23 protein-coding genes and 2 tRNA genes are annotated in these 25,359 nt (G+C 67.7%); 4 read left to right on the top strand and 21 right to left on the bottom strand.

Features of this window, described 5'->3' with window-relative positions:
• Positions 1 to 8 precede the first annotated feature (8 nt).
• The 10 genes from BST28_RS10835 to clpX all read right to left on the bottom strand — a co-directional run bounded on the left by BST28_RS10835 (position 9) and on the right by clpX (position 13,055).
• Positions 9 to 359 (bottom strand): DUF4233 domain-containing protein, encoded by a 351-nt coding sequence (locus BST28_RS10835; protein ID WP_019737258.1) that lies wholly within the window; start codon positions 357 to 359, stop codon positions 9 to 11.
• Positions 356 to 1,771, bottom strand: a complete 1,416-nt coding sequence (gene folC / locus BST28_RS10830) for a bifunctional tetrahydrofolate synthase/dihydrofolate synthase (protein WP_019737257.1) — start codon at positions 1,769 to 1,771, stop codon at positions 356 to 358. The genes BST28_RS10835 and folC overlap by 4 nt, the downstream gene beginning before the upstream one ends.
• The gene (locus BST28_RS10825) at positions 1,768 to 4,434 is read right to left on the bottom strand and encodes a valine--tRNA ligase (RefSeq protein ID WP_019737256.1); all 2,667 of its coding nucleotides are present in this window, start codon (positions 4,432 to 4,434) and stop codon (positions 1,768 to 1,770) included. Before BST28_RS10825 ends, folC begins: the two co-directional genes overlap by 4 nt.
• A gap of 122 nt (positions 4,435 to 4,556) precedes the next feature.
• Positions 4,557 to 5,147: a DUF937 domain-containing protein gene (locus BST28_RS10820; protein ID WP_065288314.1), complete on the bottom strand. Its 591-nt coding sequence runs from the start codon at positions 5,145 to 5,147 to the stop codon at positions 4,557 to 4,559.
• Between the two features lie 99 nt (positions 5,148 to 5,246).
• Entirely contained in the window at positions 5,247 to 6,503 is a 1,257-nt protein-coding gene (locus BST28_RS10815; RefSeq protein WP_019737254.1) for a saccharopine dehydrogenase family protein, read from the bottom strand.
• A 94-nt stretch (positions 6,504 to 6,597) separates the two neighbouring features.
• Positions 6,598 to 6,921 carry a transglycosylase family protein gene (locus BST28_RS10810; RefSeq protein ID WP_205634604.1) on the bottom strand — a complete coding sequence of 108 codons (324 nt, stop codon included), beginning with the start codon at positions 6,919 to 6,921 and terminating at the stop codon, positions 6,598 to 6,600.
• A 931-nt stretch (positions 6,922 to 7,852) separates the two neighbouring features.
• The gene (mobA, locus tag BST28_RS10805; RefSeq protein WP_065288300.1) at positions 7,853 to 8,443 is read right to left on the bottom strand and encodes a molybdenum cofactor guanylyltransferase; all 591 of its coding nucleotides are present in this window, start codon (positions 8,441 to 8,443) and stop codon (positions 7,853 to 7,855) included.
• 15 nt (positions 8,444 to 8,458) lie between these two features.
• Positions 8,459 to 9,544, bottom strand: a complete 1,086-nt coding sequence (locus tag BST28_RS10800) for a 2-oxoacid:ferredoxin oxidoreductase subunit beta (RefSeq protein WP_019737251.1) — start codon at positions 9,542 to 9,544, stop codon at positions 8,459 to 8,461.
• Positions 9,541 to 11,481 (bottom strand): 2-oxoacid:acceptor oxidoreductase subunit alpha, encoded by a 1,941-nt coding sequence (locus BST28_RS10795; protein WP_065288299.1) that lies wholly within the window; start codon positions 11,479 to 11,481, stop codon positions 9,541 to 9,543. Before BST28_RS10795 ends, BST28_RS10800 begins: the two co-directional genes overlap by 4 nt.
• Positions 11,482 to 11,771: 290 nt before the next feature.
• Positions 11,772 to 13,055, bottom strand: a complete 1,284-nt coding sequence (gene clpX, locus BST28_RS10790) for an ATP-dependent Clp protease ATP-binding subunit ClpX (protein ID WP_064921249.1) — start codon at positions 13,053 to 13,055, stop codon at positions 11,772 to 11,774.
• A 256-nt stretch (positions 13,056 to 13,311) separates the two neighbouring features.
• On the opposite strand from clpX, the gene mmuM reads away from it, so the two are divergent.
• The gene (mmuM, locus tag BST28_RS10785) at positions 13,312 to 14,250 is read left to right on the top strand and encodes a homocysteine S-methyltransferase (protein ID WP_109560680.1); all 939 of its coding nucleotides are present in this window, start codon (positions 13,312 to 13,314) and stop codon (positions 14,248 to 14,250) included.
• A 23-nt stretch (positions 14,251 to 14,273) separates the two neighbouring features.
• On the opposite strand, the gene clpP2 is transcribed toward mmuM, so the two are convergent.
• The 4 genes from clpP2 to BST28_RS10765 form a co-directional block, all read right to left on the bottom strand.
• A complete protein-coding gene (gene clpP2 / locus BST28_RS10780; RefSeq protein ID WP_019738067.1) occupies positions 14,274 to 14,921 on the bottom strand; it encodes an ATP-dependent CLP protease proteolytic subunit ClpP2 in 648 nt (215 codons plus the stop codon).
• A complete protein-coding gene (locus BST28_RS10775; protein WP_019738066.1) occupies positions 14,918 to 15,496 on the bottom strand; it encodes an ATP-dependent Clp protease proteolytic subunit in 579 nt (192 codons plus the stop codon). The genes clpP2 and BST28_RS10775 overlap by 4 nt, the downstream gene beginning before the upstream one ends.
• Positions 15,497 to 15,602: 106 nt before the next feature.
• Positions 15,603 to 17,003 (bottom strand): trigger factor, encoded by a 1,401-nt coding sequence (gene tig / locus BST28_RS10770; protein WP_019738065.1) that lies wholly within the window; start codon positions 17,001 to 17,003, stop codon positions 15,603 to 15,605.
• Between the two features lie 55 nt (positions 17,004 to 17,058).
• Positions 17,059 to 17,135: transfer RNA gene (locus BST28_RS10765), tRNA-Pro, on the bottom strand.
• 124 nt (positions 17,136 to 17,259) lie between these two features.
• Between BST28_RS10765 and BST28_RS10760 the strand changes: the two genes are divergently transcribed.
• Both BST28_RS10760 and BST28_RS10755 read left to right on the top strand, forming a co-directional pair.
• Positions 17,260 to 17,330, top strand: a tRNA-Gly gene (locus BST28_RS10760).
• A 36-nt stretch (positions 17,331 to 17,366) separates the two neighbouring features.
• On the top strand, positions 17,367 to 18,590 hold the full coding sequence (locus BST28_RS10755) for a serine hydrolase domain-containing protein (RefSeq protein ID WP_083080975.1): 1,224 nt from the start codon (positions 17,367 to 17,369) through the stop codon (positions 18,588 to 18,590).
• Here BST28_RS10755 and BST28_RS10750 read toward each other — a convergent pair.
• The 4 genes from BST28_RS10750 to BST28_RS10735 all read right to left on the bottom strand — a co-directional run bounded on the left by BST28_RS10750 (position 18,578) and on the right by BST28_RS10735 (position 21,153).
• Complete coding sequence (locus BST28_RS10750) at positions 18,578 to 19,417, bottom strand: Fpg/Nei family DNA glycosylase (protein ID WP_083080974.1); 840 nt, start codon at positions 19,415 to 19,417, stop codon at positions 18,578 to 18,580. The two genes, BST28_RS10755 and BST28_RS10750, sit on opposite strands and share 13 nt — an antisense overlap.
• Positions 19,418 to 19,438: 21 nt before the next feature.
• Positions 19,439 to 19,918 carry a ribose-5-phosphate isomerase gene (locus BST28_RS10745; RefSeq protein WP_019738062.1) on the bottom strand — a complete coding sequence of 160 codons (480 nt, stop codon included), beginning with the start codon at positions 19,916 to 19,918 and terminating at the stop codon, positions 19,439 to 19,441.
• 135 nt (positions 19,919 to 20,053) lie between these two features.
• Positions 20,054 to 20,668: a mycothiol-dependent nitroreductase Rv2466c family protein gene (locus BST28_RS10740; protein WP_019738061.1), complete on the bottom strand. Its 615-nt coding sequence runs from the start codon at positions 20,666 to 20,668 to the stop codon at positions 20,054 to 20,056.
• Between the two features lie 104 nt (positions 20,669 to 20,772).
• Positions 20,773 to 21,153 (bottom strand): DUF1304 domain-containing protein, encoded by a 381-nt coding sequence (locus BST28_RS10735; protein ID WP_029249393.1) that lies wholly within the window; start codon positions 21,151 to 21,153, stop codon positions 20,773 to 20,775.
• A 61-nt stretch (positions 21,154 to 21,214) separates the two neighbouring features.
• Between BST28_RS10735 and pepN the strand changes: the two genes are divergently transcribed.
• Positions 21,215 to 23,791, top strand: coding sequence for an aminopeptidase N (pepN, locus tag BST28_RS10730; protein WP_029249392.1), 2,577 nt, complete (start codon positions 21,215 to 21,217; stop codon positions 23,789 to 23,791).
• Between the two features lie 31 nt (positions 23,792 to 23,822).
• Here the strand turns inward: pepN and BST28_RS10725 are convergent, their stop codons facing one another.
• The 3 genes from BST28_RS10725 to ctaJ all read right to left on the bottom strand — a co-directional run bounded on the left by BST28_RS10725 (position 23,823) and on the right by ctaJ (position 25,298).
• Positions 23,823 to 24,530 carry a hypothetical protein gene (locus tag BST28_RS10725; protein WP_234808251.1) on the bottom strand — a complete coding sequence of 236 codons (708 nt, stop codon included), beginning with the start codon at positions 24,528 to 24,530 and terminating at the stop codon, positions 23,823 to 23,825.
• Positions 24,531 to 24,610: 80 nt separating this feature from the next.
• Positions 24,611 to 25,078 (bottom strand): DUF5130 domain-containing protein, encoded by a 468-nt coding sequence (locus BST28_RS10720; protein ID WP_019739168.1) that lies wholly within the window; start codon positions 25,076 to 25,078, stop codon positions 24,611 to 24,613.
• Positions 25,065 to 25,298: an aa3-type cytochrome oxidase subunit CtaJ gene (ctaJ, locus tag BST28_RS10715; protein ID WP_019739167.1), complete on the bottom strand. Its 234-nt coding sequence runs from the start codon at positions 25,296 to 25,298 to the stop codon at positions 25,065 to 25,067. The genes BST28_RS10720 and ctaJ overlap by 14 nt, the downstream gene beginning before the upstream one ends.
• Between the last annotated feature and the right edge of the window lie 61 nt (positions 25,299 to 25,359).

Here is a 25,359-nt window from a genome sequence, read left to right as displayed (position 1 = left end):
CCGCGTCGCTATGAGCGGCGCAATACCTCGGCACGGAAGTAGGCGATCAATGCCCACACCGCGGTGAACACCAGGCCCATCACCCCCACGCCCGGATAGATCACGAACCCGGCGACCAGCACCGACTGCAGCGCCAGATTGGCCCAGATCGCCCACGACCGGCCTTGGATACCGGTGAACAGCAACAACACCAGAGCCAAGCCGAGCAGGTACGCCAGTGACACCGGTGTCAGCCCACCTCCGACCACGTGGACCACCGGCAGCGCCAACAGCACCACGATCGCCTCGAGGATCAGCGTCGCCGCCATCACGCCGCGGAAGCTGCGCCACGGATCGGGCGCCGCGGTTTGGTCGGTCATGCCGGGTCCCTCCCGAACAAGCTGCGTGCGGCCCCGGCCGTGACCACCGAGCCGGTGATCACGATGCCCGTTCCCGCGGTGTCACCGTCGGAGTCGAACTCATCCACCAGCGCGGTCGCGGCGTCGATGGCATCCCCGAGTGTCTCGGTGGTCACCACCCGGTCGTCGCCGAACCACCGCACCGCTGCCGCGGTCAGCGTCTCGATATCCAAGGCACGCGGAGAACCGTTGTGGGTCACCACGATGTAGTCGAACACCGGTTCCAGGGCGGCGAGGATGCCGTCGACGTCCTTGTCGGTCAGCACGCTGACCACCCCGACCAGGAACCGGAAGCCGAACTCCTCGGTCAGCGCTTGGGCCAGCGCCGTTGCGCCGGCGGGGTTGTGCGCGGCGTCGATGAAGACCGTCGGCGAGCTGCGCATCCGCTCCAGCCGGCCGGGGCTGCGGGCCGCGGCGAAGCCGGCCCGAACCGTCTCGACGTCGAGCTGACGCTCGGCGCCCGCCCCGAAGAACGCCTCCACCGCCGCTAACGCCACCGCCGCATTGTGAGCCTGGTGCTCGCCGTGCAGCGGCAGGAAGATATCCGAGTACACCCCGCCCAGGCCCTGCAGTTCCAGCAGCTGCCCGCCCACCGCGAGCTGGCGGCTGCGCACCGCGAACTCGGAGTTCTCCCGCGCCACCGCGGCATCCGCGCGCACCGTTTGGGCCAGCAGCACCTCCATCACCTCGGGCACCTGACCGGCGCTCACCACGACGGTGTCCACGAGCTCGTCCGAGGAGCGGTGAATGATGCCGGCCTTCTCCGCCGCGATGCCGGCGAGGTCGTCACCGAGATAGTCGACGTGGTCGATGCCGATCGGGGTGATGACGGCAACCGGCGCCTCGACGACGTTGGTGGCGTCCCAGCGGCCGCCCATTCCGACCTCCACGACCGCGACATCGATCGGGGCGTCGGCGAATGCGGCGAACGCCATCGCCGTGACCACCTCGAATTTGCTCATCGCCGGCCCGCCCTGCTCCTGCGAGGACGCGTCGACCATCTGGACGAACGGCTCGATCTCGGCGTAGGTCTCCACGTACTTGGCCGGGGTGATCGGCACACCGTCGATCGCGATGCGCTCGACCGCCGATTGCAGATGCGGGCTGGTGGTGCGCCCGGTACGACGGCTGAACGCCGTCAGCAGCGCATCGATCATCCGGACCACCGAGGTCTTGCCGTTGGTGCCGGCGACGTGAATCGAGGGGTAGCTGCGTTGCGGGGAGCCGAGCAGCTCCAGCAGGGCGTTGATCCGGGTCAGGCTGGGCTCGATCTTGGTTTCACCCCACCGCTGGTCGAGCAGGTGCTCGACCTGCAGCAGGGCCGCGATCTCGTCCGGGGTCGGCTCGGTGGTGCCGACCGGGTGATCGGTCATGTCAGGCCCGCGAGTCGCCCGGTGATCCGGTCCACTTCGTCACGGGCCACCTGCTGGCGGGCCCGGATCTTGTCGACCACCGCTTCGGGTGCCTTGGCCAGGAAGGCCTCGTTGTCGAGCTTGGCCGCGGTGGCCACCAGCTCCTTCTCCGCAGCCGCCAGATCCTTCTCCAGGCGCCGTCGTTCGGCGGCGACGTCGACGGTGCCGGAGGTGTCCAGTTCCACCACGACAGTGTTTCCCCTGTCGCCGCGCCCCAACCGCACCTCCACGGTGGCCGACGGGGTGAAATCCGCTCCCGGTTCGGTCAGCCAAGCCTGCGACGTCACCGCAGCCACCTGGGTGGCCAGATCCGCACCGTCGATCCCGGTCAACCGGGCCGGAACCTTCTGCCGGTCGCGTAGGCCCTGATCGCTGCGGAAGCGACGCACCTCGGTCACCAACTTCTGCATGTCGGCGATCCGTTGTGCGGCAACCTGGTCCAGAATGATTCCGGACGGCTCCGGCCACTCGGCGATCACCAAAGACTCTTCACCGGTGAGCTCCTGCCACAGGGTTTCGGTGACGAACGGGATCACCGGATGCAGCAACCGCAGCAGCGTGTCGAGCACCGCGGCCAGCACCGCTGTGGTGCGCGAAAGACCCTCTCCCAACTGAGTTTTGGCCAGCTCGACATACCAGTCGCAGAACTCGTCCCAGGCGAAGTGGTAGAGCGCCTCACAGGCCCGGCCGAACTCGTAGCCGTCGAACGCCGAATCCACTTCGGCGCGCACCTCTTCCAGCCTTCCCAGAATCCAGCGGTCGGCATCGGTCAGCTCGTCAAGCGACGGCAGCGGTGCCAGACGCGCGCCGTTCAGCAACGCAAACCGGGTGGCGTTGAACAGCTTGGTGACGAAGTTGCGCGACGCCCGGGCATGGTCCTCGCCGATCGACAGGTCGCCGCCCGGGCTCGCACCGCGGGCCAGGGTGAACCGCAGGGCGTCGGCGCCGAAGACCTCCACCCAGTCCAGCGGGTCGATGCCGTTGCCGCGGGACTTGCTCATCTTGCGGCCGTGCTCGTCGCGAATCAGGCCGTGCAGGAACACGTTCCGGAATGGGACCTGGGCGCCGCGGGTCCCCCCGGCGGTGAGCGCATCGTCACCGCCGACGAACGTGCCGAACATCATCATCCGGGCCACCCAGAAGAACAGGATGTCGTAGCCGGTCACCAACACGGTGGTGGGATAGAACTTCGCCAACTCCGGGGTGGCATCCGGCCAGCCCATCGTGGAAAACGGCCACAGCGCCGAGGAGAACCAGGTGTCCAGCACGTCGGGGTCCTGCTCCCAGCCTTCCGGCGGGGTCTCATCCGGTCCGACGCACACCTTCTGGCCGTCCGGGCCATGCCAGATCGGGATGCGGTGGCCCCACCACAGCTGCCGGGAGATACACCAGTCGTGCATGTCGTCAACCCAGCTGAACCAGCGCGGTTCCAGGCTCTTGGGATGAATGACGGTGTCGCCGTTACGAACCGCGTCACCGGCCGCCTTGGCCATCGACGACACATTGACCCACCACTGCATCGACAGCCGTGGTTCGATGACTTCGCCGCTGCGCTCGGAATGGCCGACGCTGTGCAGATAGGGCCGCTTCTCGGCCACAATGCGCCCCTGGGCGGCCAGCGCTTCACGCACGGCGACTCGCGCCTCGAAGCGGTCCATACCGTCGAACTGCGTGCCGGTTCCGGCGATCCGGCCTTTGGTATCCAGGATGGTCGGCATCGCCAACTGGTGCCGCAGACCGATCTCGAAGTCGTTGGGGTCGTGGGCGGGGGTGACTTTGACAGCGCCGGTACCGAATTCGGGGTCGACGTGCGTGTCGGCCACCACCGCGATCTGCCGGTCCAGGAACGGGTGATCCAGACTGGTCCCGACCAGGTGCCGGTACCGGTCGTCGTCGGGATGCACCGCGATCGCGGTGTCACCGAGCATGGTCTCGAGCCGGGTGGTGGCCACCACGATGTGAGGCTGTGCGTCATCGAGCGAGCCGTACCGGAACGACACCAGCTCGCCTTCGATGTCTTCGTATTTGACCTCGAGGTCGCTGATCGCAGTCTGAAGCACCGGCGACCAGTTGACCAATCGTTCGGCCTGGTAGATCAGGCCGGCGTCGTAGAGCCGCTTGAAGATGGTGCGGACCGCACGCGACAGGTGCTCGTCCATGGTGAACCGTTCCCGGCTCCAGTCCACGCCGTCTCCGATCCGGCGCATCTGCGCACCGATGGTGCCGCCGGACTGGCGTTTCCAATCCCACACCTTCTCGATGAACAGCTCACGACCGAAGTCTTCCTTGGTCTTGCCGTCGACGGCGAGCTGGCGCTCGACGACGCTCTGGGTCGCGATACCGGCGTGGTCCATGCCGGGCAGCCACAGCACCTCGAAGCCCTGCATCCGCTTGCGGCGGGTCAACGCGTCCATCAGGGTGTGGTCGAGTGCGTGCCCCATGTGCAGGTTGCCGGTGACATTCGGCGGGGGAAGCACGATCGAATACCCCGGCTTGGTGCTGGCCGGATCGGCGGTGAAGTAGCCGGCATCAACCCAGCGCTGGTAGATCGCGTCCTCGACCGCACCCGGCTCCCAGGATTTGGGCAGGTGTTCGGCGTTGGCGGCGTTGGGGGTGGCGGTCACCGCTCAATTCTAGGAACGACAGTCGAGCGATCCCGCCGAGGGCGGCAGCCCCCCGAGAAAAGACCCCCGAATCCAGCCGGATTCAGGGGTTTTCTCGTGTGGTCTCGCCGGTCGTTGCGCGGCTACTTCTTGCCGCCGAGCAGGCCACCGAGGATGTCGCCGATGGCGCCGCCGGTCTTGCCGCCGATCATGTTGCCCAGGATGCTGCCCATCGACTGGTTCTTAGCACCGCCACCGGAGGCCATGCCGCCCAGGATGCCGCCGAGGACGTCCCCGAGGCCGCCGCCAGAGGTCTGCTGCTGGGCCGGCTCGGCCTTCTGGCCGCTCAGTTGCTTGCCGATGTAGGCGAGCACGATCGGCGCGAGGATCGGGAGCAGCCGCTGCAGCAGGTCGTTGTTGCCGGCGCCGGCGCCCGACAGCGCCGAGGCGACCTGGCTGGTGTCGTTGCCGCCGAAGATGGTCGAGATCAGCTGTTGACCCTCGGCCTGGTTGGCGCCGAGCGCATTGTCCAGCAGCCCCTGGGCCGCGAAGGTGTTGGCCCTGCTGGCGATGTTGTCGGCCTGGCCCGGATCCTGAGCGTTGTGGCTGAGCCCGCTGACCAGCACGGGAACCAGCGTGCGGATGGTGCTGTCCACTTCGCCCGAGTCGGCACCGAGTTGGTTGGCGATGTCCTGGATGGGAATCTGCGCGAAGAGATCGTCGAGGCCGGCCATGAGTTCGTCCACCTTCGTTGCTCGGGTGCTGCAGGGACAACGGTCGAAAATGACACTAGCCCAAAGTGCAGCCACCAGCACCGGTCGTTTCCGGCCCGGTCAGCTCAGCCGGGACACCTCCAACGTCACCCCCGCCGCGGGCAGTCTGGTCAGCAGCGCATCGCCCATCGCGGCCGCCGGGGTCAGCACTCCGTACCGGTCGGGCAAGGAGTCGCGATCCAGCGCGAGCGCCAGCGCGCTCTCGGCCAGCAGCACCGCGGTGGCCTGGTAGCCGGGGTCGCCCTGCTGTGCGATCACCGCCCGGTAGCGCGCTCCGGTGCTGGTGGTGGCGTAGGTCTCCAGGCGGTAGTAGCCGTTTTCGCGCGTGCTCCGGCTGGGGCCGGTTCCCGGCTTGGGCAACACCCGCTCGAGCAGCGCGGCCGGCAGCAGCCGGAAGAGGTGGCCGCCGACTCCGAAGGTCAGCTTGCCCAGCGCGGTCGCGATCACCGACAGCGCGGGTGCCGCGACCGACGAACCGACGCTCATGTGTTCGGCGTAGCGGAAGCGGCGTCCGTAGGCCCAGTCCAGCAGCCCGTTGCTACGCCGGACGATGCGGGTGTTGTAGGGCGCCATGGCGAAGCCGGCGGTCCAGATACCGTCCAGTTCCGGCGCGATGTCACGGCCCCGGCGCCAGGTCAGGTCGGGTTCGGGGCCTAGCCGGGGTTCCGCGGACCGGTCGACGCTGAGCGTATGGGTGTCGAAGAGCTGGCGCCGGGCCTCCGGGTCGCTGGAGACGGCGCTCAGTACCTCGACCATCGAGGCGAGGGTGCCGCCGGACACCCCACCGGAGAAGCCCCGCACGACGAGGTCGGTGCCGAGCAGATCCCCGGTGCCCTCGTCTCGGGCCGTCCGGTAAAGCGCGTAGACGCTCATATCCGACGGAATGGCGTCGAAGCCGCAGGCGTGCACGATGCGGGCGCGGTTGTCGGCGGCCTGCTTGTGGTAGAGGTCGATGCTCTCCCGCACGAACGTCGCCTCGCCGGTCAGGTCGACGTAGTCGGTGCCCGCGGCCGCGCATGCCCCAACCAGCGGCATTCCGTAGCGGGTGTAGGGGCCCACGGTGGTGATCACCACCCGGGTGCGCGCCGCCATCGCCTCCAGCGTCGCGGGGTCTTCGGCGTCGGCGACCACGATCGGCCAGTCCTGCGCCGCCGCACCGAGCTCGTCGCGAACCGCGCGCAACCGTTCCTCGGAACGCCCCGCCAACCCGATTCGGGCAGCGGCACCGGCGCGGGACAGGTATTCGGCGGTCAGCTTCCCGGCAAAACCGGTTGCTCCGTAGAGAACGATGTCGAGCTCGCGCGGCGTGTCTGGCACGGAAGCGACGTTACTCGCCGCCCGTAGCCGGTTCCTACGGCGACGGCGCCGGGGGTGCTACCCCCCGGCGCCGTCGACAGCACTGTGCAGATGTTCAGCCGCGACGGCCGCACACCGGCCACGCGCCGATGCCCTGGGTGCGCAGGACGTTCTCGGCCACCCGGATCTGCTCGGCGCGGCTGGCGTTGTGCGGCAGACCGCTGCCGCCGTTGGCACGCCAGGTGCCCGCGTTGAACTGCAGGCCGCCGTAGTAGCCGTTTCCGGTGTTGATCGACCAGTTACCGCCGGACTCGCAGGCTGCGATGGCGTCCCAGTTGACGCTGTCCGCCTTGGCGGTGGCCTCGGACAGGGCAACCGCTCCGGTGACCAGGGCGCCGGCGATCGCGGCCAGGGTGAGGGGCTTCCGGACGTTCTTCAACATCGTTCCTTTCGCAGTGCGCGCGCCGAAGTACAAGTGGGTTGGCATGCCTGGCTCTGCAGGCGGGGAGTGGTGGTCTTCGAGACGTGCCATCTCGGTCAGGCACGACAGCGGGGGCAGGGTCTGCCCGCCGGGATGACACCCGGCACCGCGGAAGCATTCATTGGGGCCGCCCGCGGCCCCGCTCACACGCGGTTCCGTGGATTCAATTTGTTTGCCCGCTATTCGGGCGAGGGGAAACTTACGAAACGTTGAGGCGACAAGTCCAACCGCTAAACGTGGCATTTCGGGCAGATCACGAAACCATCACAGCTGTGGATCGAATGGTCACAGCAGGTCAACAATAATTTTTCGCGCCGCAACCCGTTAATCCGGCGGCGAATATTCGTGAGTCAGATCACGGCTATTTTGTGGGCTGAGCCACGCCGAAACGGGCGGTTCCGTGCCCGGAGCGGGCCGTCACGTGGCTGGTTCGACGCGCCAAACCCGCCCCATGCGCATCATCTGTCCCATAAATTGCTGGTCACGGGCGTTTCTGCCGTGCGGTCGCCGGCCGGCAGCACCGCACCGAAACGGTAGGCGCCATGAGGGTCGTGGGGTTCGATAATTCGCCACGCGGTGCAGATTTCTCCGCCCGGTAGGCACAAATTCACCGGGACCTTGGAGCAACCATTTACCGCCGATCTACGGCGCCGGCCGCTACCTGACTCTTGAAAGATGAACAGCCTTCGGCCACAAGGACTTTCGCTGCGCAGCCGCCCGTCGGCGTACAGCGCCGTGAGCCGCCGGCACGATCACAATAATGTTCGTATTTCACCGAGATAACAAAAAGGGTTGGTTACGCCTCAAATGGCACCGCAGAATCCATTCTGGAAGTCGTCGAGCAGTATTTGCTGTTGCAAGGTCAGAATGCGGCGCTTCGGCGGTGTGCTCAGGCCAGCCCGGCCAGGTCGTCGGGTGAGTTGAGGTTGGCCAGCGGGGACGCATCGGCCACCACGATCCGTTGGACGTCGACCATGTCGACCAGCGCACCCACCCGCCGTTCCCCGGCAGCGACGATCGCGTCGACGGTGTCGGCCAGCGCCGTGCGGTAGACCCCGGCCAGATAGTGATCCCGCTCTGCTCTCGGCAGCACGATGTCGGCCACGGCGGCGCCCGCCTCCGGAGTGGAGTCCGCCAGCCGGCCGATCAACTCGGGGGTCAGAAACGGCATGTCGACCGCGCAGACGAAGGCGCGTTCCGCACCGGCGCGCGCCGCGGCACGCAGCCCGAGCCCCACGGCCGGCAGCGGGCCCATTCCGGGTGCTTCGTCACGAAGCACGAGCGCGGAAAAAGCGGGCAGCGCCTGCTCCTGGGCGGCCACCACGAAGACCGGATCGCAACGCTGGGAGACGACCGACACCACGTGCTCCACCAGGGTCCGGCCCTCGAATCGCCCGGGCACGGTCAGCGTCGCCTTGTCCCGGCCCATCCGGCGCGATGCGCCGCCGGCCAATACGACCCCGGCCAGCCGGCCGGTCATGACGTCAGGCTCGCCTTAATCCACGGTCCAGGTGTCGCGGCCACGCAGCAGCGCCTGGAGGGCGGCCGTGTCGTGCGCGCTTGCCTGCCGGGCTTCGGCGACCTGCGCGCGAGCCAGGTCGTCGTAGGTCGGCTTGGTGACCTTGCGGAAGATCCCCATCGGGAAGTGCGACAGGTCCTGCTCGGAGAGCCGCGACAGCGCGAACGCGTAAGAGGAATCGGCCAGGGTGGCGTCGTGCACGACGATCTGGTCGGCCGATACGTTGGCGGTCTTGGCGACCTCCAGCCCGTAGCCGGTCTTGATCACGCAGTACTCGCCCTCGGCGCCGAAGACGATCCGCTCGCCCTGCCGGAGGTTGATGATGCGGTTCTCGGCACCTTCCTTGCGCAGCAGATCGAAGGAGCCGTCGTTGAAGACCGGGCAGTCCTGCAGGATCTCCACCAGCGCCGACCCGCGGTGCTCCATCGCCCCGCGCAGCACCTCGGTGAGGCCCTTGCGGTCGGAGTCCAGGGCGCGCCCGACGAACGTGGCCTCGGCGCCGATCGCCAGCGAGACGGGGTTGAACGGGTTGTCCAGCGAACCGTACGGGGTCGACTTGGTGATCTTGCCGGTCTCCGACGTCGGCGAGTACTGGCCCTTGGTCAGACCGTAGATCCGATTGTTGAACAACAAGATGGTGAGGTTGACGTTGCGGCGCAGGGTGTGGATCAGGTGGTTGCCGCCGATCGACAGGGCGTCACCGTCACCGGTGATGAGGAACACCGACAGGTCCTCGCGGGCGGTCGCAAGCCCGGTGGCGAACGTCGGGCCGCGGCCGTGGATCGAGTGCACCCCGTAGGTGTTCATGTAGTACGGGAAGCGGCTGGAGCAGCCGATACCGCTGACGAACACCACGTTCTCGCGCCGCACCCCCAGCTCGGGCAGAAAGTTGCGCATCGTGTTGAGGATGGCGTAGTCACCACACCCGGGGCACCAGCGCACCTCCTGGTCGGAGGTGAAGTCCTTGGACTTCTGCGGCTCGTCGGTGGTGGGCACTCCGCTCAGGGCGGTCAGCCCCAGCTCGGTACCGACCAGAGACTCGGTCGTCAGATCTGCGGTCATGAGTTCGCTCCTGCTGTACCCGCAATGGTGACCGCCGCGGCCTTGGCCAGCGACGCCTTCTCGTTCTCGCGCGCGGCCAGCGTCCCCGCCAGCGCGTCGTCGATGATCCCCTCCACCTCGTCGGCGAGGAACGCCTTTCCGGCCACCTTGGTCACCGACTGGATGTCGACGAGGTAGCGGCCGCGCAGCAGCAGCGCCAACTGGCCCATGTTCATCTCGGGCAGCACCACCTTCGGGTAGCGCCGCAGCACCTCGCCCAGGTTGGCCGGCAGCGGGTTGAGGTAGCGCAGGTGCGCCTGCGCCACCTTGACGCCGCCGCGCCGGACCCGCCGGCACGCCTCGGCGATCGGGCCGTAGGAGCTGCCCCAGCCCAGCAGCAGCAACTCTGCGTCACCGCTCGGGTCGTCGACGACCAGGTCGGGGATCTTGATGCCGTCGATCTTGGCCTGACGCAGCCGCACCATCAGATCGTGGTTGGCCGGCTCGTAGGAGATCTCCCCAGATCCGTTGGCCTTCTCCAGCCCACCGATCCGGTGCTCCAGACCCGGGGTGCCCGGGATGGCGAACTGGCGGGCCAGGGTCTCGGGGTCACGCGCGTACGGCTGGAAGGGCTCGCCGGCCTTGGCCACGTTGCGCTCGATGGGCTCCATCGCGCTGACGTCGGGGATGCGCCACGGCTCGGAGCCGTTGGCGATCGCACCGTCGGACAGCAGCACCACCGGAGTGCGGTAGGCCAAGGCGATCCGCACGGCCTCGATGGCGGCGTCGAAGCAGTCCGACGGCGTGCACGGCGCCAGCACCGCGACCGGCGACTCGCCGTTGCGGCCGTAGAGCGCCTGCAGCAGGTCCGCCTGCTCGGTCTTGGTCGGCAGACCGGTCGACGGGCCGCCGCGCTGGACGTCGATCAACAGCAGCGGCAGCTCGGTCATCACGGCCAGACCCAGCGCTTCGGCCTTGAGCGCCAGGCCGGGGCCGGAGGTGCTGGTGACGCCCAGCGCCCCGCCGTAGGAGGCGCCGATCGCCGCGCCGATACCGGCGATCTCGTCCTCGGCCTGGAAGGTCAGCACGTTGAAGTTCTTGTACTTGGACAGCTCGTGCAGGATGTCCGAGGCCGGGGTGATCGGGTAGGTGCCCAGCACCACCTGGGTGTCGGCCAACTGGCCGGCGGCGATGACACCGTAGGCCAGTGCGGTGTTGCCCGAGATCTGGCGGTACTCACCCGGCGGCAGCTTGGCTGGCGAGATCTCGTAGGTGGTGCCGAATGCCTCGGTGGTCTCGCCGTAGTTCCAGCCCGCCTTGAGCGCCAGCACGTTGGCGTCGGCGACGTCGGGCTTCTTGGCGAACTTCTCCCGGATGAAGCTCTCGCTGTGCTCCAGCTCCCGGCCGTACATCCAGGACAGCAGGCCGAGGGCGAACATGTTCTTGGCGCGGGCCCCGTCCTTCTTGGTTGCGCCGATCGCCTCGACCGCGCCCAGCGTCAGGGAGGTCATCGCGACCGGGACCACCACGTAGTCGGAGAGCTCGTTGGTCTCCAGAGGGCTGGCCTCGTAACCGATCTTGGCCAGGTTGCGCTTGGTGAACTCGTCGGAGTTGACGATCACCATCCCGCCGCGGGGCAGGTCGCCGATGTTGGCCTTCAGGGCCGCGGGGTTCATCGCCACCAGCACGTCGGGGCGGTCGCCGGCGGTCAGGATGTCGAAGTCGGCGATCTGGATCTGGAACGACGACACGCCCGGCAGGGTGCCCTGGGGGGCGCGGATCTCGGCGGGGTAGTTCGGCTGGGTGGCCAGGTCATTGCCGAACAGCGCTGCCTCGGAGGTGAAGCGATCACCGGTGAGCTGCATGCCGTCACCGGAGTCCCCGGCGAAACGGATCACGACTTTCTCGAGTTTTTGGCGCCCGGGCGCCGACCCGGCTCCGTTACCGCTCGGACCCACGGCCCCCGCCTTCCATCACTGTCTGCCCGGGCCCGCACAGCGCGACTGGCGACACCCATACTTTTTTCTGTCACTGCCGGTACCGATTATTGCACCGTTCTTAGAGACGATTCGACGCCACACCGTCTCGAAACCCCACCGACTTATTGTCAAACCCCGACGTCACGGCGGGGTTCTCGGACCACATGCTACCGAAATGTGGTTTTGGTCACGTTTGCCGGCCGCGCAACATTAAGAAAGTTTCGCTACCGGTGAGTAACCCTCGGTGGCGTGGCAGGGCGCCCCGGGGATCAGGCGCTCTTGTCGCGCCGCTCGGCGCGCGAGGTCTTGCGCGGCACGATGGTCGGCAACACGTTGTCCTGCACCGTTTCCTTGGTCACCACGACCTTGGCGACGTCGTTGCGGCTGGGGATGTCGTACATCACCGGCAGCAACACTTCTTCCATGATCGCCCGCAGGCCACGGGCCCCGGTGCCACGGTGGATGGCCTGATCGGCGATCGCCTCCAGCGCGTCCTGGGTGAACTCCAGTTCCACCCCGTCCATCTCGAACAGCCGGGTGTACTGCTTGACCAGAGCGTTCTTAGGCTCCGAGAGGATCTTGACCAACGACTCCATGTCCAGGTTGGTCACCGAGGCCACCACCGGCAACCGGCCGATGAACTCCGGGATCAATCCGAACTTGATCAGGTCTTCGGGCATCACCTCGGCGAAGTGATCGACGGTGTCGACCTCCGCCTTGGACCGGACCTCGGCACCAAAACCCAAGCCGCGCTTGCCGACCCGGTCGGAGACGATCTTCTCCAGTCCGGCGAATGCCCCGGCCACGATGAACAACACGTTGGTGGTGTCGATCTGGATGAACTCCTGGTGCGGATGTTTGCGCCCGCCCTGCGGCGGAACCGAGGCCTGGGTGCCCTCCAGGATCTTCAGCAGCGCCTGCTGCACGCCCTCGCCGGAGACGTCGCGGGTGATCGACGGGTTCTCGCTCTTGCGGGCGATCTTGTCGACCTCGTCGATGTAGACGATCCCGGTCTCGGCCCGCTTGACGTCATAGTCGGCGGCCTGAATCAGCTTGAGCAGAATGTTCTCCACGTCCTCGCCGACGTAGCCCGCCTCGGTCAGCGCGGTGGCGTCGGCGATCGCGAACGGCACGTTGAGCATCTTGGCCAGCGTCTGGGCCAGATAGGTCTTGCCGCAGCCGGTGGGGCCGAGCATCAAGATGTTGGACTTGGTGAGCTCTACCGGCTCACCGGAGCGGGAATCGCGGCTCTTCTCGCCGGCCTGGATGCGCTTGTAGTGGTTGTAGACGGCCACCGCCAGCGTGCGCTTGGCCGTGTCCTGCCCGATGACGTAGCCCTCGAGGAAGTCCCGGATCTCAGCGGGCTTGGGCAGCTCGTCGAGCTTGACGTCGTCGGCGTCGGCCAGTTCCTCTTCGATGATCTCGTTGCACAGGTCGATGCACTCATCGCAGATGTAGACGCCGGGACCCGCGATGAGCTTCTTGACCTGCTTCTGGCTCTTCCCGCAGAACGAACATTTCAGCAAGTCACCGCCGTCTCCGATGCGCGCCATGGTGCGTTAGGACCTACTTCCTGTTCGCCGTTCATCGTCGGGGTATCGGTGTCTGCCCCGACGCTACCCGCTCATTCCGGTGCGAGGCGACCGATAAGGCCGAATCGCGTCGTTGGTATTCGTTTCTGGGCCTGTATGTCTGCCCCAAGAAGATATCGCCCGTGTCGCTATACCCCGCGTGTGACGCGCTGGCGTGGCGTGAGCGTGTCGTCGGCGTTACCCGGCCGTGAGACGGCCGGAGCCCAGCAGCCCTACAGTGGCGAACGTGGGGTTCGCCGTGCCCGACGATACCGTGCTCGTAGCCGATGGCGGGCTGGCCACCGAACTGGAAGCCCGCGGCGCCGACTTGTCCGATCCGCTGTGGTCGGCCCGGCTGCTCGTCGAGCACCCCGAAGAGATTGCGGCCGTTCACGCCGCTTTCTTCGCCGCGGGCGCCCAGATCGCGACCACCGCCAGCTATCAGGCGAGCTTCGACGGGTTCGCCGCCCGCGGAATCGACCGACGCGCGGCCGACGGGCTGTTGCGCCGCAGCGTGAGCCTGGCGCGCCAGGCTTGTGGCGACGCGCCGTCCCGCTGGGTGGCGGCGTCGGTCGGACCGTACGGCACTGCGCGTGCTGACGGCTCAGAATACGTTGGCCGGTACGGCCTTTCGATTGCACAGTTGTCGTCTTGGCACCGACCGCGGCTGGAGGTTCTGGCCGGTGCCGGCGCCGACCTGCTCACGCTGGAGACCGTGCCGGACCTCGACGAGGCGGCGGCGCTGGTGGGCCTGGTCCAGGAGGCGAATGTGCCGGCGTGGCTCAGCTACACGATTGACGGCACGGCGACCCGCGCCGGGCAGCCACTCGCCGAGGCCTTCGCGGTGGCCGCCGGGGTGCCGCAGATCGTCGCTGTGGGAGTGAACTGCTGTGCGCCGGACGACGTTCTACCGGCGATCGAAATTGCCGCCGAGGTCACCGGCAAGCCGGTGGTCGCCTACCCCAACAGCGGCGAGCACTGGAGCGCTGGAGGGTGGAACGGGCCGGCGCGCTTCTCCCCCGCGCTGGTGCCGCAGTGGGTTGGCGCGGGCGCACGCATCGTGGGCGGTTGCTGCCGGGTCGGCCCGCCCGATATCAGCGAGCTGGCCGCCGCAGTCTCCCGGTTAAAACGCCGAACGTGCACTCAGCGCGAAAACCCAGCCGGCAATTCGCGCTGAGTGCACGCTCGGTGCGGAGAAAACTAGGCGGTCTGGGCCGACAGCTTGCGGTACTCCAGCACGGTGTCGATGATCCCGTACTCCTTGGCCTCGGCCGCGGTGAGGATCTTGTCGCGGTCGGTGTCCTTGCGGATCACGTCGGCGTCCTTGCCGGTGTGGCGGGCCAGGGTGGACTCCATCAGGGTCCGCATCCGCTCGATCTCGGCGGCCTGGATCTCCAGGTCGGAGAACTGCCCCTGGATCACCCCGGACAGCGAAGGCTGGTGGATCAGCACCCGGGCGTTGGGCAGCGCCATCCGCTTGCCCGGCGTGCCCGCGGCCAGCAGCACCGCGGCGGCCGACGCGGCCTGCCCCAGGCACACGGTCTGGATGTCGGCACGCACGTACTGCATGGTGTCGTAGATCGCCATCAGCGAGGTGAAGGACCCACCCGGGGAGTTGATGTACATGGTGATGTCGCGGTCCGGATCCAGCGACTCGAGCACCAGCAGCTGGGCCATGATGTCGTTGGCCGACGCGTCGTCGACCTGCACGCCGAGGAAGATGATGCGCTCCTCGAACAGCTTGTTGTAGGGGTTGGACTCCTTGACGCCCCAGCTGGAGTGCTCGACGAACGACGGCAGGATGTAGCGCGCCTGCGGCTGGATTGCTCGCAAGGTTTCAGGGTTCATTTTGCGGCTCCGTTGGTGTGGGCGCGGGTGATGATGTGGTCGACGAAGCCGTATTCCAGGGCTTCCTGTGCGGTGAACCAACGGTCGCGGTCGGAGTCGGCCTCGATCCGCTCGATCGGCTGACCGGTGAACTCGGCGTTGAGCCGGAACATCTCCTTCTTGATGACCGCGAACTGTTCGGCCTGGATCGCGATGTCGGCGGCGCTGCCGGTCACCCCGCCCAGCGGCTGGTGCATCAGGATCCGGGCGTGCGGCAGCGCGTAGCGCTTGCCCTTGGTGCCCGCGGCGAGCAGGAACTCACCCATCGAGGCGGCCATGCCCATCGCGTAGGTGGCGACGTCACACGGCGCCAGCACCATGGTGTCGTAGATCGCCATCCCGGCGCTGATCGAACCGCCCGGGGAGTTGATGTACAGCGAGATGTCTTTGGTGGGGTCCTCGGCTGCCAGCAGCAGGATCTGGGCGCACAACCGGTTGGCGATGTCGTCATCCACCTGCGACCCCAGGAAGATGATGCGTTCTCGCAGCAGCCGCTCGTATACCGAGTCGACGAGATTCAGACCGGGCTGGCTCACAGTGGGATACCTGCTTTCTCGAGATTCAGATGCCGAGACCTGTTTATGACCCTAACCAAACCGCGGCTCCGAGGACGGCCCGAACCGCCCTCGTTCGCTCACAGCGTCACTCGTCGGGTGTCGCCTCGGTGTCGGGAGCGTCCTCAGCGGCGTCGACGACCGCCTCGGCGGACTCCTCGGCGGCCGCGTTGCTCCCGAAAAACTCGGCGGTGTCGATTTCGTTGCCGTCGGTGTCGCTGACCGAGGCGGCACGCACCGCCGCAGCCAGCGCCATGCCCCGACGCACGTCGGCGAAGACCGCGGGCAACTGGTTGTTCTGCTGCAGGAACTGCATCAGCTGCTGCGGCGCGACACCGTACTGACGCGACATCAGCACCAGGTGCTGGGTGAGGTCGTTCTGGCCCACCTGGATCTCGAGCTTGTCACCCAGCGCGTCGAGCAACAGCTGCGTCTTGACCGACTTCTCGGCCTCGCTGCGGGTCTCGGCGTCGAACTCGGCCCGCGAGGAGCCCTGCTCCTGCAGCGCCTCGGCGAACTTGTTCTCGTCGTGGTCGAGACCGTGCAGGGCGTTGTGCAGCGCATTGTCGACGTGTGCCTGCACCACGGCCTCGGGCAGCGGCATCTCGACCTGCTCCACCAGCGCCTCCAGAGTCGCCTCCCGGACCTTCTCGGCCTGCTGGATGCGCTTGGTCCGGGCGACCTGCTCGGCGAGGTTCTCCCGCAGTTCGGCGATGGTGTCGAATTCGCTGGCCAATTGCGCGAACTCGTCGTCGGCCTCGGGCAGTTCGCGTTCCTTGACCGACTGAACGGTCACGGTCACCTCGGCCTCTTTACCGGCCTGTGGGCCGGCGACCAGGGTGGTGGTGAACGACTTGCTCTCACCGGCCGACAGCCCCACGATGGCGTCGTCCAGGCCTTCGATGAGCTGACCCGATCCCACCTCGTGCGACAGGCCCTCGGTGGCGGCCCCCTCAACCGGTTCGCCGTCGATGGTGGCATCCAGATCGATCGAAACGAAGTCGCCGTTGACGGCCGGGCGGTCGACCCCGGTCAGGGTTCCGAACCGGGCGCGCAGCGCCTGCAGCTGGGCGTCGACCTCGTCGTCACCGACCTCGATCGGGTCCACGCTGATCTTGAGCTGCTCCAGGTCGGGCAGCGTGATCTCCGGGCGCACGTCGACCTCGGCGGTGAAGGCGATCTGGTCGCCGTCGTCGAGCTGGGTGACCTCGATGTTGGGCTGGCCGAGCGGCTTGAGGTCCGAGCTGGTCACCGCCTCGCTGTACCGGCTGGGCAGCGCCTCGTTGACCACCTGCTGCAACACCGCGGCGCGGCCGAAGCGGGCCTCGATGAGCTTGGCCGGAGCCTTGCCCGGCCGGAACCCCGGCATCCGCACCTGCTGCGCCAGCTGCTTGTAGGTCCGGTCGAAGTCCGGCTGCAACTCGGTGAACGGCACCTCCACGTTGATGCGAACCCGGGTGGGGGTCAGCTGCTCGACGGTGCTCTTCACGGGCGTACTCCTCGATATCGTTGACGGTCAGTCGTGCCGGTGCGGCGCGCGCTGCTGGTCGGGGTGACAGGATTTGAACCTGCGGCCTTCCGCTCCCAAAGCGGATGCGCTACCAAGCTGCGCTACACCCCGCACTGACCAGGCGATCCTACGGCCCGGCAGCTATGGCGAGACAGCCGCCCGCACGGCACGGCCGCAATGGGAGTGCCAATTGGATTTGAGGCCGACTACGCCGGTACAGTCTGCCCTGGATATTGCGGGCGTAGCTCAATGGTAGAGCCCTAGTCTTCCAAACTAGCTACGCGGGTTCGATTCCCGTCGCCCGCTCGAAACGGGGATTTGCCCTGGCAGGAAGGCACGCCAATGGGCGGCACACAGCACGTCCAGATTCATGGGTCGTGCTCACCGCGCTTCGAACGGGTGCGGTATGAGTTCGAACGCAATTTCACGCTGCGCGAGGAACTCGGAGCCGCCGTCGCGGCATACGTGGACGGGGAACTCGTCGTCAACCTGTGGGCCGGGTCGGTCGATGTCGAGGGCCGGCAGCCCTGGCAGGAAGACACGCTGGGCACCGTGCTGTCCGGCACCAAGGGGCTGACCAGCACCTGCGTCCACCGGCTCGCCGAAGCCGGCGAACTGGATCTGCGCGCCCCGGTGGCCCACTACTGGCCGGAGTTCGGCCGGGCCGGCAAGCAGGACATCTCGCTGGCCATGGTCCTGGCACATCGCTCCGGGGCGATCGGGCCGCGCGAGCCGATGCACTGGCGCGACGTCACCGACTGGGACCTGGTCTGCGAAAGGCTGGCCGCCGCCGAACCGTGGTGGCGGCCGGGCACCGCCCAGGGCTACCACATGACGACCTACGGCTTCATCATCGGCGAGATCGTCCGGCGGGTGACCGGTATGACCGTGGGCCAGTATCTGCAACGTGAAGTCGCCGGCCCGCTGGCGGCCGAGGTGCACATCGGCGTGCCGGCCGATCAGCAGCCCTACCGCTGCGCCGACCCGGTGGGCAAGCCGACGATCCGGGAGATGCTGGCCTCGGCCGGCGCCCCGAAACGTCCGACCTCGTTGGCCGACCATCCCAAGGCGGGGCTGGCGGTCGCGATGGGGTTCGCCCCCGACGACGAGATCGCCACCAACGACCTGACCCTGTGGCGGCAACTGGAGTTCCCCGGCACCAACGCCCAGGTCTCGGCGCTGGGCATGGCCACGTTCTACAACGCGCTGGTGCAGGAGAAGCTGCTCAGTCGTCCCGCAATGGACCGCCTCCGGGTGTTGCAGGGCGGCACCGAAACCGACCTGGTGCTCGGGCCGCGGGTCGCCGAGCACGGCTGGGGCCTGGGCTACATGCTCAACGCCCAGGGGGTCAACGGACCCAACCGGCGGATCTTCGGTCACGGCGGGTTGGGCGGTTCTTTCGCGTTCGTCGATCTGGAGCACCGGATCGGCTACGGCTATGTGATGAATCGGTTCGACCACACCCAGGCCAACGCCGACCCGCGCAGCGTGGTGCTGTCCAACGAGATCTACCGGGCGCTCGGTGTGCCGATCCGGCCCCGGCGGGAAACGATCTACGACGACTGAGCGCGTGGCCCTACCGTGCCGCCCTGACACGACGGGCACCAGAACACGTTGCGGCCCTCCAATTCCGCGGTGCGCACCGTGGTTGCGCACAGCCGGCACGGATCCCCGGCGCGGCGGTAGACGTAGGTGCGCGGTTTGCCGGGCGCATACGCCGGTGCGCCGTGATCGTCCTCCGGCCGCACCACGACGATGTTGCCCCGGCGCAGCCCGACCTTCATCAGGGCGACCAGATCCGCCCAGATCGCAGCCAGTTCCGCTTCGCCCATGTCGGTTCCGGGCCGGTACGGGTCGATCTGATGCCGGAACAGCACTTCGCTGCGATAGACGTTGCCGACACCGGCGAGCACCGACTGATCCATCAACAGCGCAGCGATTGTCCTGCGGGACTTGGCGATTCGCTTGAAGGCTAGCGCCGGGTCTGCATCGCCGCGCAGCGGATCCGGCCCGAGTCGCGCGATCACGTCGGCGGCCTGCACCTCATCGACCACTTCACAGGCCGCCGGGCCGCGCAGATCAGTGCCGTACTCGGCGCCGATCATGCGCATCCGAACCTGGCCGACCGGCTCCGGCACGCCGCCACCGCCGCCGGACAGCTGGAACTCGGTGAAGTGGCCGTAGATGCCGAGGTGAACATGCACGATCGCCCCGCCGGCGTAATGGTGGAACAGATGCTTTCCCCAGGCCTCGGCGCGGGTCAGCGGTCGCCCGTGCACCGCGGCGGCGCCGGACTCGAACCGGCCCTGCGGACTCGACACCGCCACCGGAGCGCCGACGAAGCGGCGTTGATGCAACCGCGCCAGTCGGTGCAGGATGTGCCCTTCCGGCATGTCAGGCCCGTCCGGTCGGGGTCAGGCCGGAGCGCCGGGTACCGGTGGTGCCTCGTGGGTGCGTTCGTAGGCCGCCAGGATGTCGATGCGGCGCTGGTGGCGTTCGGCCTGCGACCACGGCGTGCTCAGGAACGCGTCGACGATCGCGAGCGCCTCGGCGACGGTGTGCATCCTGCCGCCGATGCCGATCAGCTGGGCGTTGTTGTGTTCACGGGCCAACTGTGCGGTCTCGGTGCTCCACGCCAACGCGCACCGCGCCCCGGGCACCTTGTTGGCGGCGATCTGTTCGCCGTTGCCCGATCCGCCGATCACGATGCCCAGGCTGTCCGGGTCGGCCACCGTTCGCGACGCCGCCGCGATGCAGAACGCCGGGTAGTCGTCCTCGGCGTCGTAGGTGTAGGCCCCGCAGTCGACCGGCTCGTGGCCGGCCTGCCGCAGGTGCTCGATGATCTGCTCTTTGAGCTCGTAGCCGGCGTGGTCGCAGCCGAGGTAGACGCGCATGGCCGACATTCTCTCAGACCCGCATCCTCCCCTCCCCTGCGTGCCCTGCTCCCCTCCCCGCGAGCGTGCGCGTCTGTCCGCGACACGCCGCACGTTGGCGTACAACTGCGCACGCTCGCGGGAAACCGTGACCGGCTAGTCGAATTCGGGCCCCTCGGTGCGGCCGCGCTTGAGCTCGAAGAAGTGCGGGTAAGACGCGAACGTCACCGAGGCGTCCCACAGCAGCCCGGCCTGCTCTCCGCGGGGGATGCGGGACAGCACCGGACCGAAGAAGGCCACCCCGTTGACGTGGATGGTCGGCGTGCCGACGTCTTTGCCGACGGCGTCCATCCCGGCGTGGTGACTTTTGCGCAGGGCGTCGTCGTAGACGTCGGTGGTGGCCGCGTCGGCCAGCTCGGCCGGCAGCCCCACCTCGGCCAGCGCACCGGCGATGACATCGGCGAAGTCCTTGTTGTTCTGGTTGTGGATCCGGGTTCCCATCGCGGCGTACAACGGGCGCAGGATCTCGTTGCCCCGCTGCTGTTCGGCGGCGATCGCCACCCGCACCGGGCCCATCGCCTGCTTCAAGCCCTCGCGGTACTCCTCGGAGAGGTCGTCGCGGCCCTCGTTGAGCACGGCGAGGCTCATCACGTGGAAGGTCACATCGATATCGCGGACCTTCTCGACCTCCAGGATCCAGCGCGACGTGATCCAGCACCACGGGCACAGCGGGTCAAACCAGAACTCGGCGTGTGATCTTTGTGCGGCCATGGGCGATCCTCTCCAACGACGACGGAAGCTTCGTTGTGCACAACTATGCCCGCCGTGCCCGTGTTCCCGAAGATGGCCGGGATCTCGCGGTTCGCCTGATCGCCTCAGAGGCCCAGCGCTACCAGCACCACCGCGATCGCCGGAAAGACACCTTGGACGCAGGCGGCTCGCGCCATGTTGGAGGCCGACGTCACCAGCACCAGCGCGGCGGCCAGCATCGATCCGAGCGCGGCGAACATCAATGCACCCCCAACAGCGTTGTGCCCCAATGCGACCGCACCGATCCCGACTCCGGTCACCACGGCCAGGAACAGGTTATAGAAACCCTGGTTGAACGCGAGCATCTTGGAGGTCTCGGCTTCCTGCGCCGTGGTGCCGAACACGGCTCGGGTGCGCGGTGATGTCCACCGCAACGATTCCAGCACGAAGATGTAGACGTGCACCGCCGCGGCCAGCGCGGCGAAGACCGAACCCGCAACAAGCATGGCGACCATTAAACCCGGCAGAACGCTCGCGCGCTCCGCCCGGCGGCTACTGTTGGCGGGCGTGGCACTTCCTAACCTCACCCGCGACCAGGCCGTTGAACGCGCCGCTCTGGTCACTGTCGACAACTACCGGATCGCGCTGGACCTGACCGACGGCAGCGGCAAACCGGGCGAGCGCACCTTCCGCTCCACTACGACGGTTACCTTCAATGCCCTGCCCGGCGCCGAGACTGTCATCGACATCGCCGCCGCGACCGTTCGCAGCGCCACCCTCAACGGCCGGGCGCTCGACGTCTCGGCCTACGACGAGTCCGTCGGGATCGCCCTGACCGGACTGGACAAGCACAACGTCGTCGAGATCGACGCCGACTGCTACTACTCCAACACCGGCGAGGGCCTGCACCGCTTCGTCGACCCGGTCGACGACGAGGTGTACCTGTACTCCCAGTTCGAAACCGCCGACGCCAAACGGATGTTCGCCTGTTTCGACCAGCCCGACCTCAAGGCCACCTTCGATATCACGGTCACCGCGCCGCAGCACTGGGAGGTCGTCTCCAACGGCGCGACCGCGGGCGTGACAAATACCGACGACGGCGCTGTGCACACGTTTGCGAGCACCCCGAAGATGAGTACCTACCTGGTGGCGTTGATCGCGGGACCGTACGCGAAATGGACCGACGTCTACCGCGACGAACACGGCGAGATTCCGCTGGGCCTGTTCTGCCGGGCCTCGCTGGCGCCGCACATGGACGCCGAGCGGCTGTTCACCGAGACCAAGCAGGGATTCGGCTTCTACCACCGCAACTTCGGCACACCGTATGCGTTCGGCAAGTACGACCAGCTGTTCGTGCCGGAGTTCAACGCCGGGGCGATGGAGAACGCCGGTGCGGTGACGTTCTTGGAGGACTACGTCTTTCGCAGCAAGGTGACCCGGGCGTCTTATGAGCGACGCGCCGAGACCGTACTGCATGAGATGGCGCACATGTGGTTCGGCGACCTGGTCACCATGCGCTGGTGGGACGACCTGTGGCTCAACGAGTCGTTCGCGACCTTCGCCTCGGTGCTGTGTCAAAGCGAGGCCACCGAATACACCAGCGCCTGGACGACATTCGCCAATGCGGAGAAGTCCTGGGCTTACCGCCAAGACCAGCTGCCCTCGACACACCCGATCGCCGCCGACATCCCCGACCTGGCCGCGGTCGAAGTCAACTTCGACGGGATCACCTACGCCAAGGGCGCATCCGTCCTCAAGCAGCTGGTGGCCTACGTCGGTCTGGAGCAGTTTTTGGCCGGGCTCCGTGACTATTTCGCCGCGCACGCCTTCGGCAACGCGACGTTTGACGACCTGCTGGCCGCGCTGGAGAAGGCCTCCGGTCGCGACCTGTCCGACTGGGGCCGGCAGTGGCTCAAGACCACCGGCCTGAACACCCTGCGTGCCGACTTCGACGTCGACGACGACGGCGCGTTCACCCGATTCGCGGTAGCCCAGAGCGGAGCTGCCCCCGGCGCCGGCGAGACGCGGGTACACCGGTTGGCCATCGGCATCTACGACGACGACCCCTCCGGCTCGGGCCGGCTGATGCGGGTACACCGCGAGGAGCTCGACATCGACGGGCCCAGCACGGAAGTGCCTGGCCTGGTGGGCGTTCCGCGCGGCAAGCTGATTCTGGTCAATGACGACGACCTGACCTACTGCGCGCTGCGACTGGACCCGGAGTCGCTGGGTACCGCACTGGAACGGATCGCCGACATCGCCGAGCCTTTGCCGCGCACCCTGGTGTGGTCGGCGGCCTGGGAGATGACCCGTGAGGCCGAGATGCGCGCCCGCGACTTCCTGGCGCTGGTCCACCGCGGTATCGGCGCCGAAACCGAGGTCGGGGTCGCCTCGCGGTTGCTGCTTCAGGCCCAGACCGCGCTGGGGTTCTACGCCGACCCCGGCTGGGCCGCCGAGCAGGGCTGGCCGGCGTTCGCCGACCGGCTGCTGGAATTGGCCCGCGCGGCCGAGGGCGGGTCGGATCACCAACTGGCCTATATCAACGCGCTGTGCACGTCGGTGCTGTCCGAGCGGCACACCGAGGTACTGGCCGCGCTGCTGGATGCCGACCCGGCGGATCAGGGTCTGGCCGGGCTGGCAGTCGACACCGATCTGCGCTGGCGGATCGTGGTGGCCCTGGCCCGCAGTGGTGTGCTCGACGCCGACGCGATCGACGCCGAAGTTCGACGCGATCCCACCGCGGCAGGCAAACGCCAAGGCGCCCAGGCCTCGGCGGCGCGCCCGCAGGCGGCGGTCAAAGAAGCGGCTTGGCAGCAGGTGATCGAGGACGACACCCTGGCCAACATCACCGGCCGCGCGATCATCGCCGGGATCGTGCAGCCCGGTCAGGGCGACTTGTTGGAGCCGTTCACCGAGAAGTATTTCGCGGCGATCCCCGGGGTGTGGGAACGGCGCTCCAGCGAGGTGGCGCAGACCGTGGTGGTGGGCCTGTATCCGGGGTGGGACGTCAGCCAGGCCGGACTGGATGCCGCCGATGCGTTCCTGGCCGATCCCGCGGTACCGCCACCGCTGCGGCGGTTGGTGCTGGAGGGCCGGGCCGGAGTGGAGCGATCCCTGCGGGCGCGGGCATTCGACACCGCCTGATCAACGGTCGCCCATCAGGACCGGGATCGGCTCACCGGTATCCCCCGTCGGATAACCCGGCGTCGCGCTCGAAACTGTTGACGCCGCCGAGAGCCCGCGCTCGTGCCTCCGCGGCGAGATAACGCACGGGCATCTGCACCGGCCCGAGCGCGGCCCACTGCTGGGCGTGGATCTCCTCGTGGTGCAGCAGCCTGTCCAGGCCGGGGCCATCGCTGGAGATCTGTCCGCATTCGACGATGTCACGCAACCGCCGGGCCGGGTCGCAGCCACGATCGGCGTTGACCATGAAAAGGTCGCCCCACATGGTGCCGGTACGACGGCTGAGGTGGGCGTGAAACCGGTTGCCGCCCAGCCCCATCAGGACGCCGTGGGGGGTGGTGACCAGGCAACCGCCGGTGCCGCTGATGCCCCGGACCGCCTCATAGCTCCAGCGGTTCGCGCGCTGGCGTGCGACGATCCGCGCGACCTCGGCGGCGCCGTACGGCGTCTCGGGAAAATCATTGCGGCTACCGGTGCGGGCGTAGCCGGTGCCGGCATTGATGATGTAGGTCAACAGGGTCGCGCGACGCGCTTCCTTGCCGCCGGCCCCCCGGGGAATCACGAAGAAGCTCTTACCGTCGGGATCGGTGATCTGCTCCATCGCGTCGAGGACCCGAAAGCTGTCGCGGGTCAGGAACCGCTGGCGGACGATGTCGGCCACGGCCTGCGGGGCGACCGCCCGCCGATCGAGGTTGGTCAACCAGCGGCGGTGCGCCGGGGAGGCCGTGACCGCGACAGCGCGAGCTGAGCCGCCCACCTTCGCGACCGATTCGACAGGGGCTAGGCCGGGGTGATGCCGGCGCTGAGCACCTGCACCGCGCTGACCAGGCCGTCGATCAGTTTGCCGTCGGTGAACGCCGCCGTGGCGGCGGCCACACCCTGGGATGCCGCCACCGGGGCTATGCGGGCACCGACGCCGGCGCCGTAGACCACCTCGATGGCCCGCTGGTCCGGCGAGACCGCGACCAGCACCGCGTCGTTAGGGGTGGGGACCTTCGCCAGGATCTCCCCGGCTCGCTTGGCGGTGTCGGACCCCAGGTCGCCGATGTAGACGGCGAAACGGGCCTTGGACGCCCGCGACCCGTAGGTCAGGGCGTCATCGAGCGCCACCAGCTCTTTGACCGGGAACGGATAGTGCAGCGACGCCTCACCGGGCTCGGTGACCCCGGATATGCGACCGCTGTAGGTGATCGCCGAGCCGTACGGAAGATCTCCCTGATCGATCGTCGCGACCTCACCAGTTGCCACTGGCTCCACCCCCCACACTGAACTCGGACTTGCCGTGACCGTGTCCGCCACCGACGACCTCATCGGTCGCCGCCCACAGGATCGGAGGATGCGTCCAACGGTCGGACATCTGATAGACGGCCGCGCGTGGCCCCTTTTGCGCCCAGATCCGCGCTGACAGCAGCGAGACCAGCAAAACCGGAATGCCGACGAAATAGCCGAGGAATGACAACACGCTCACGCCGTAGACCGTATCCCACCGCTTTGCCTTACGCCCATCGGATGGGTATCTAACGGCGACG

The sequence above is a fragment of the Mycolicibacter kumamotonensis genome (assembly GCF_002086285.1).
GTDB lineage: Bacteria > Actinomycetota > Actinomycetes > Mycobacteriales > Mycobacteriaceae > Mycobacterium > Mycobacterium kumamotonense.
The sequence above is the reverse complement of the archived record's forward strand: the minus strand, read 5'-3'. Positions and strand labels throughout refer to the sequence as shown.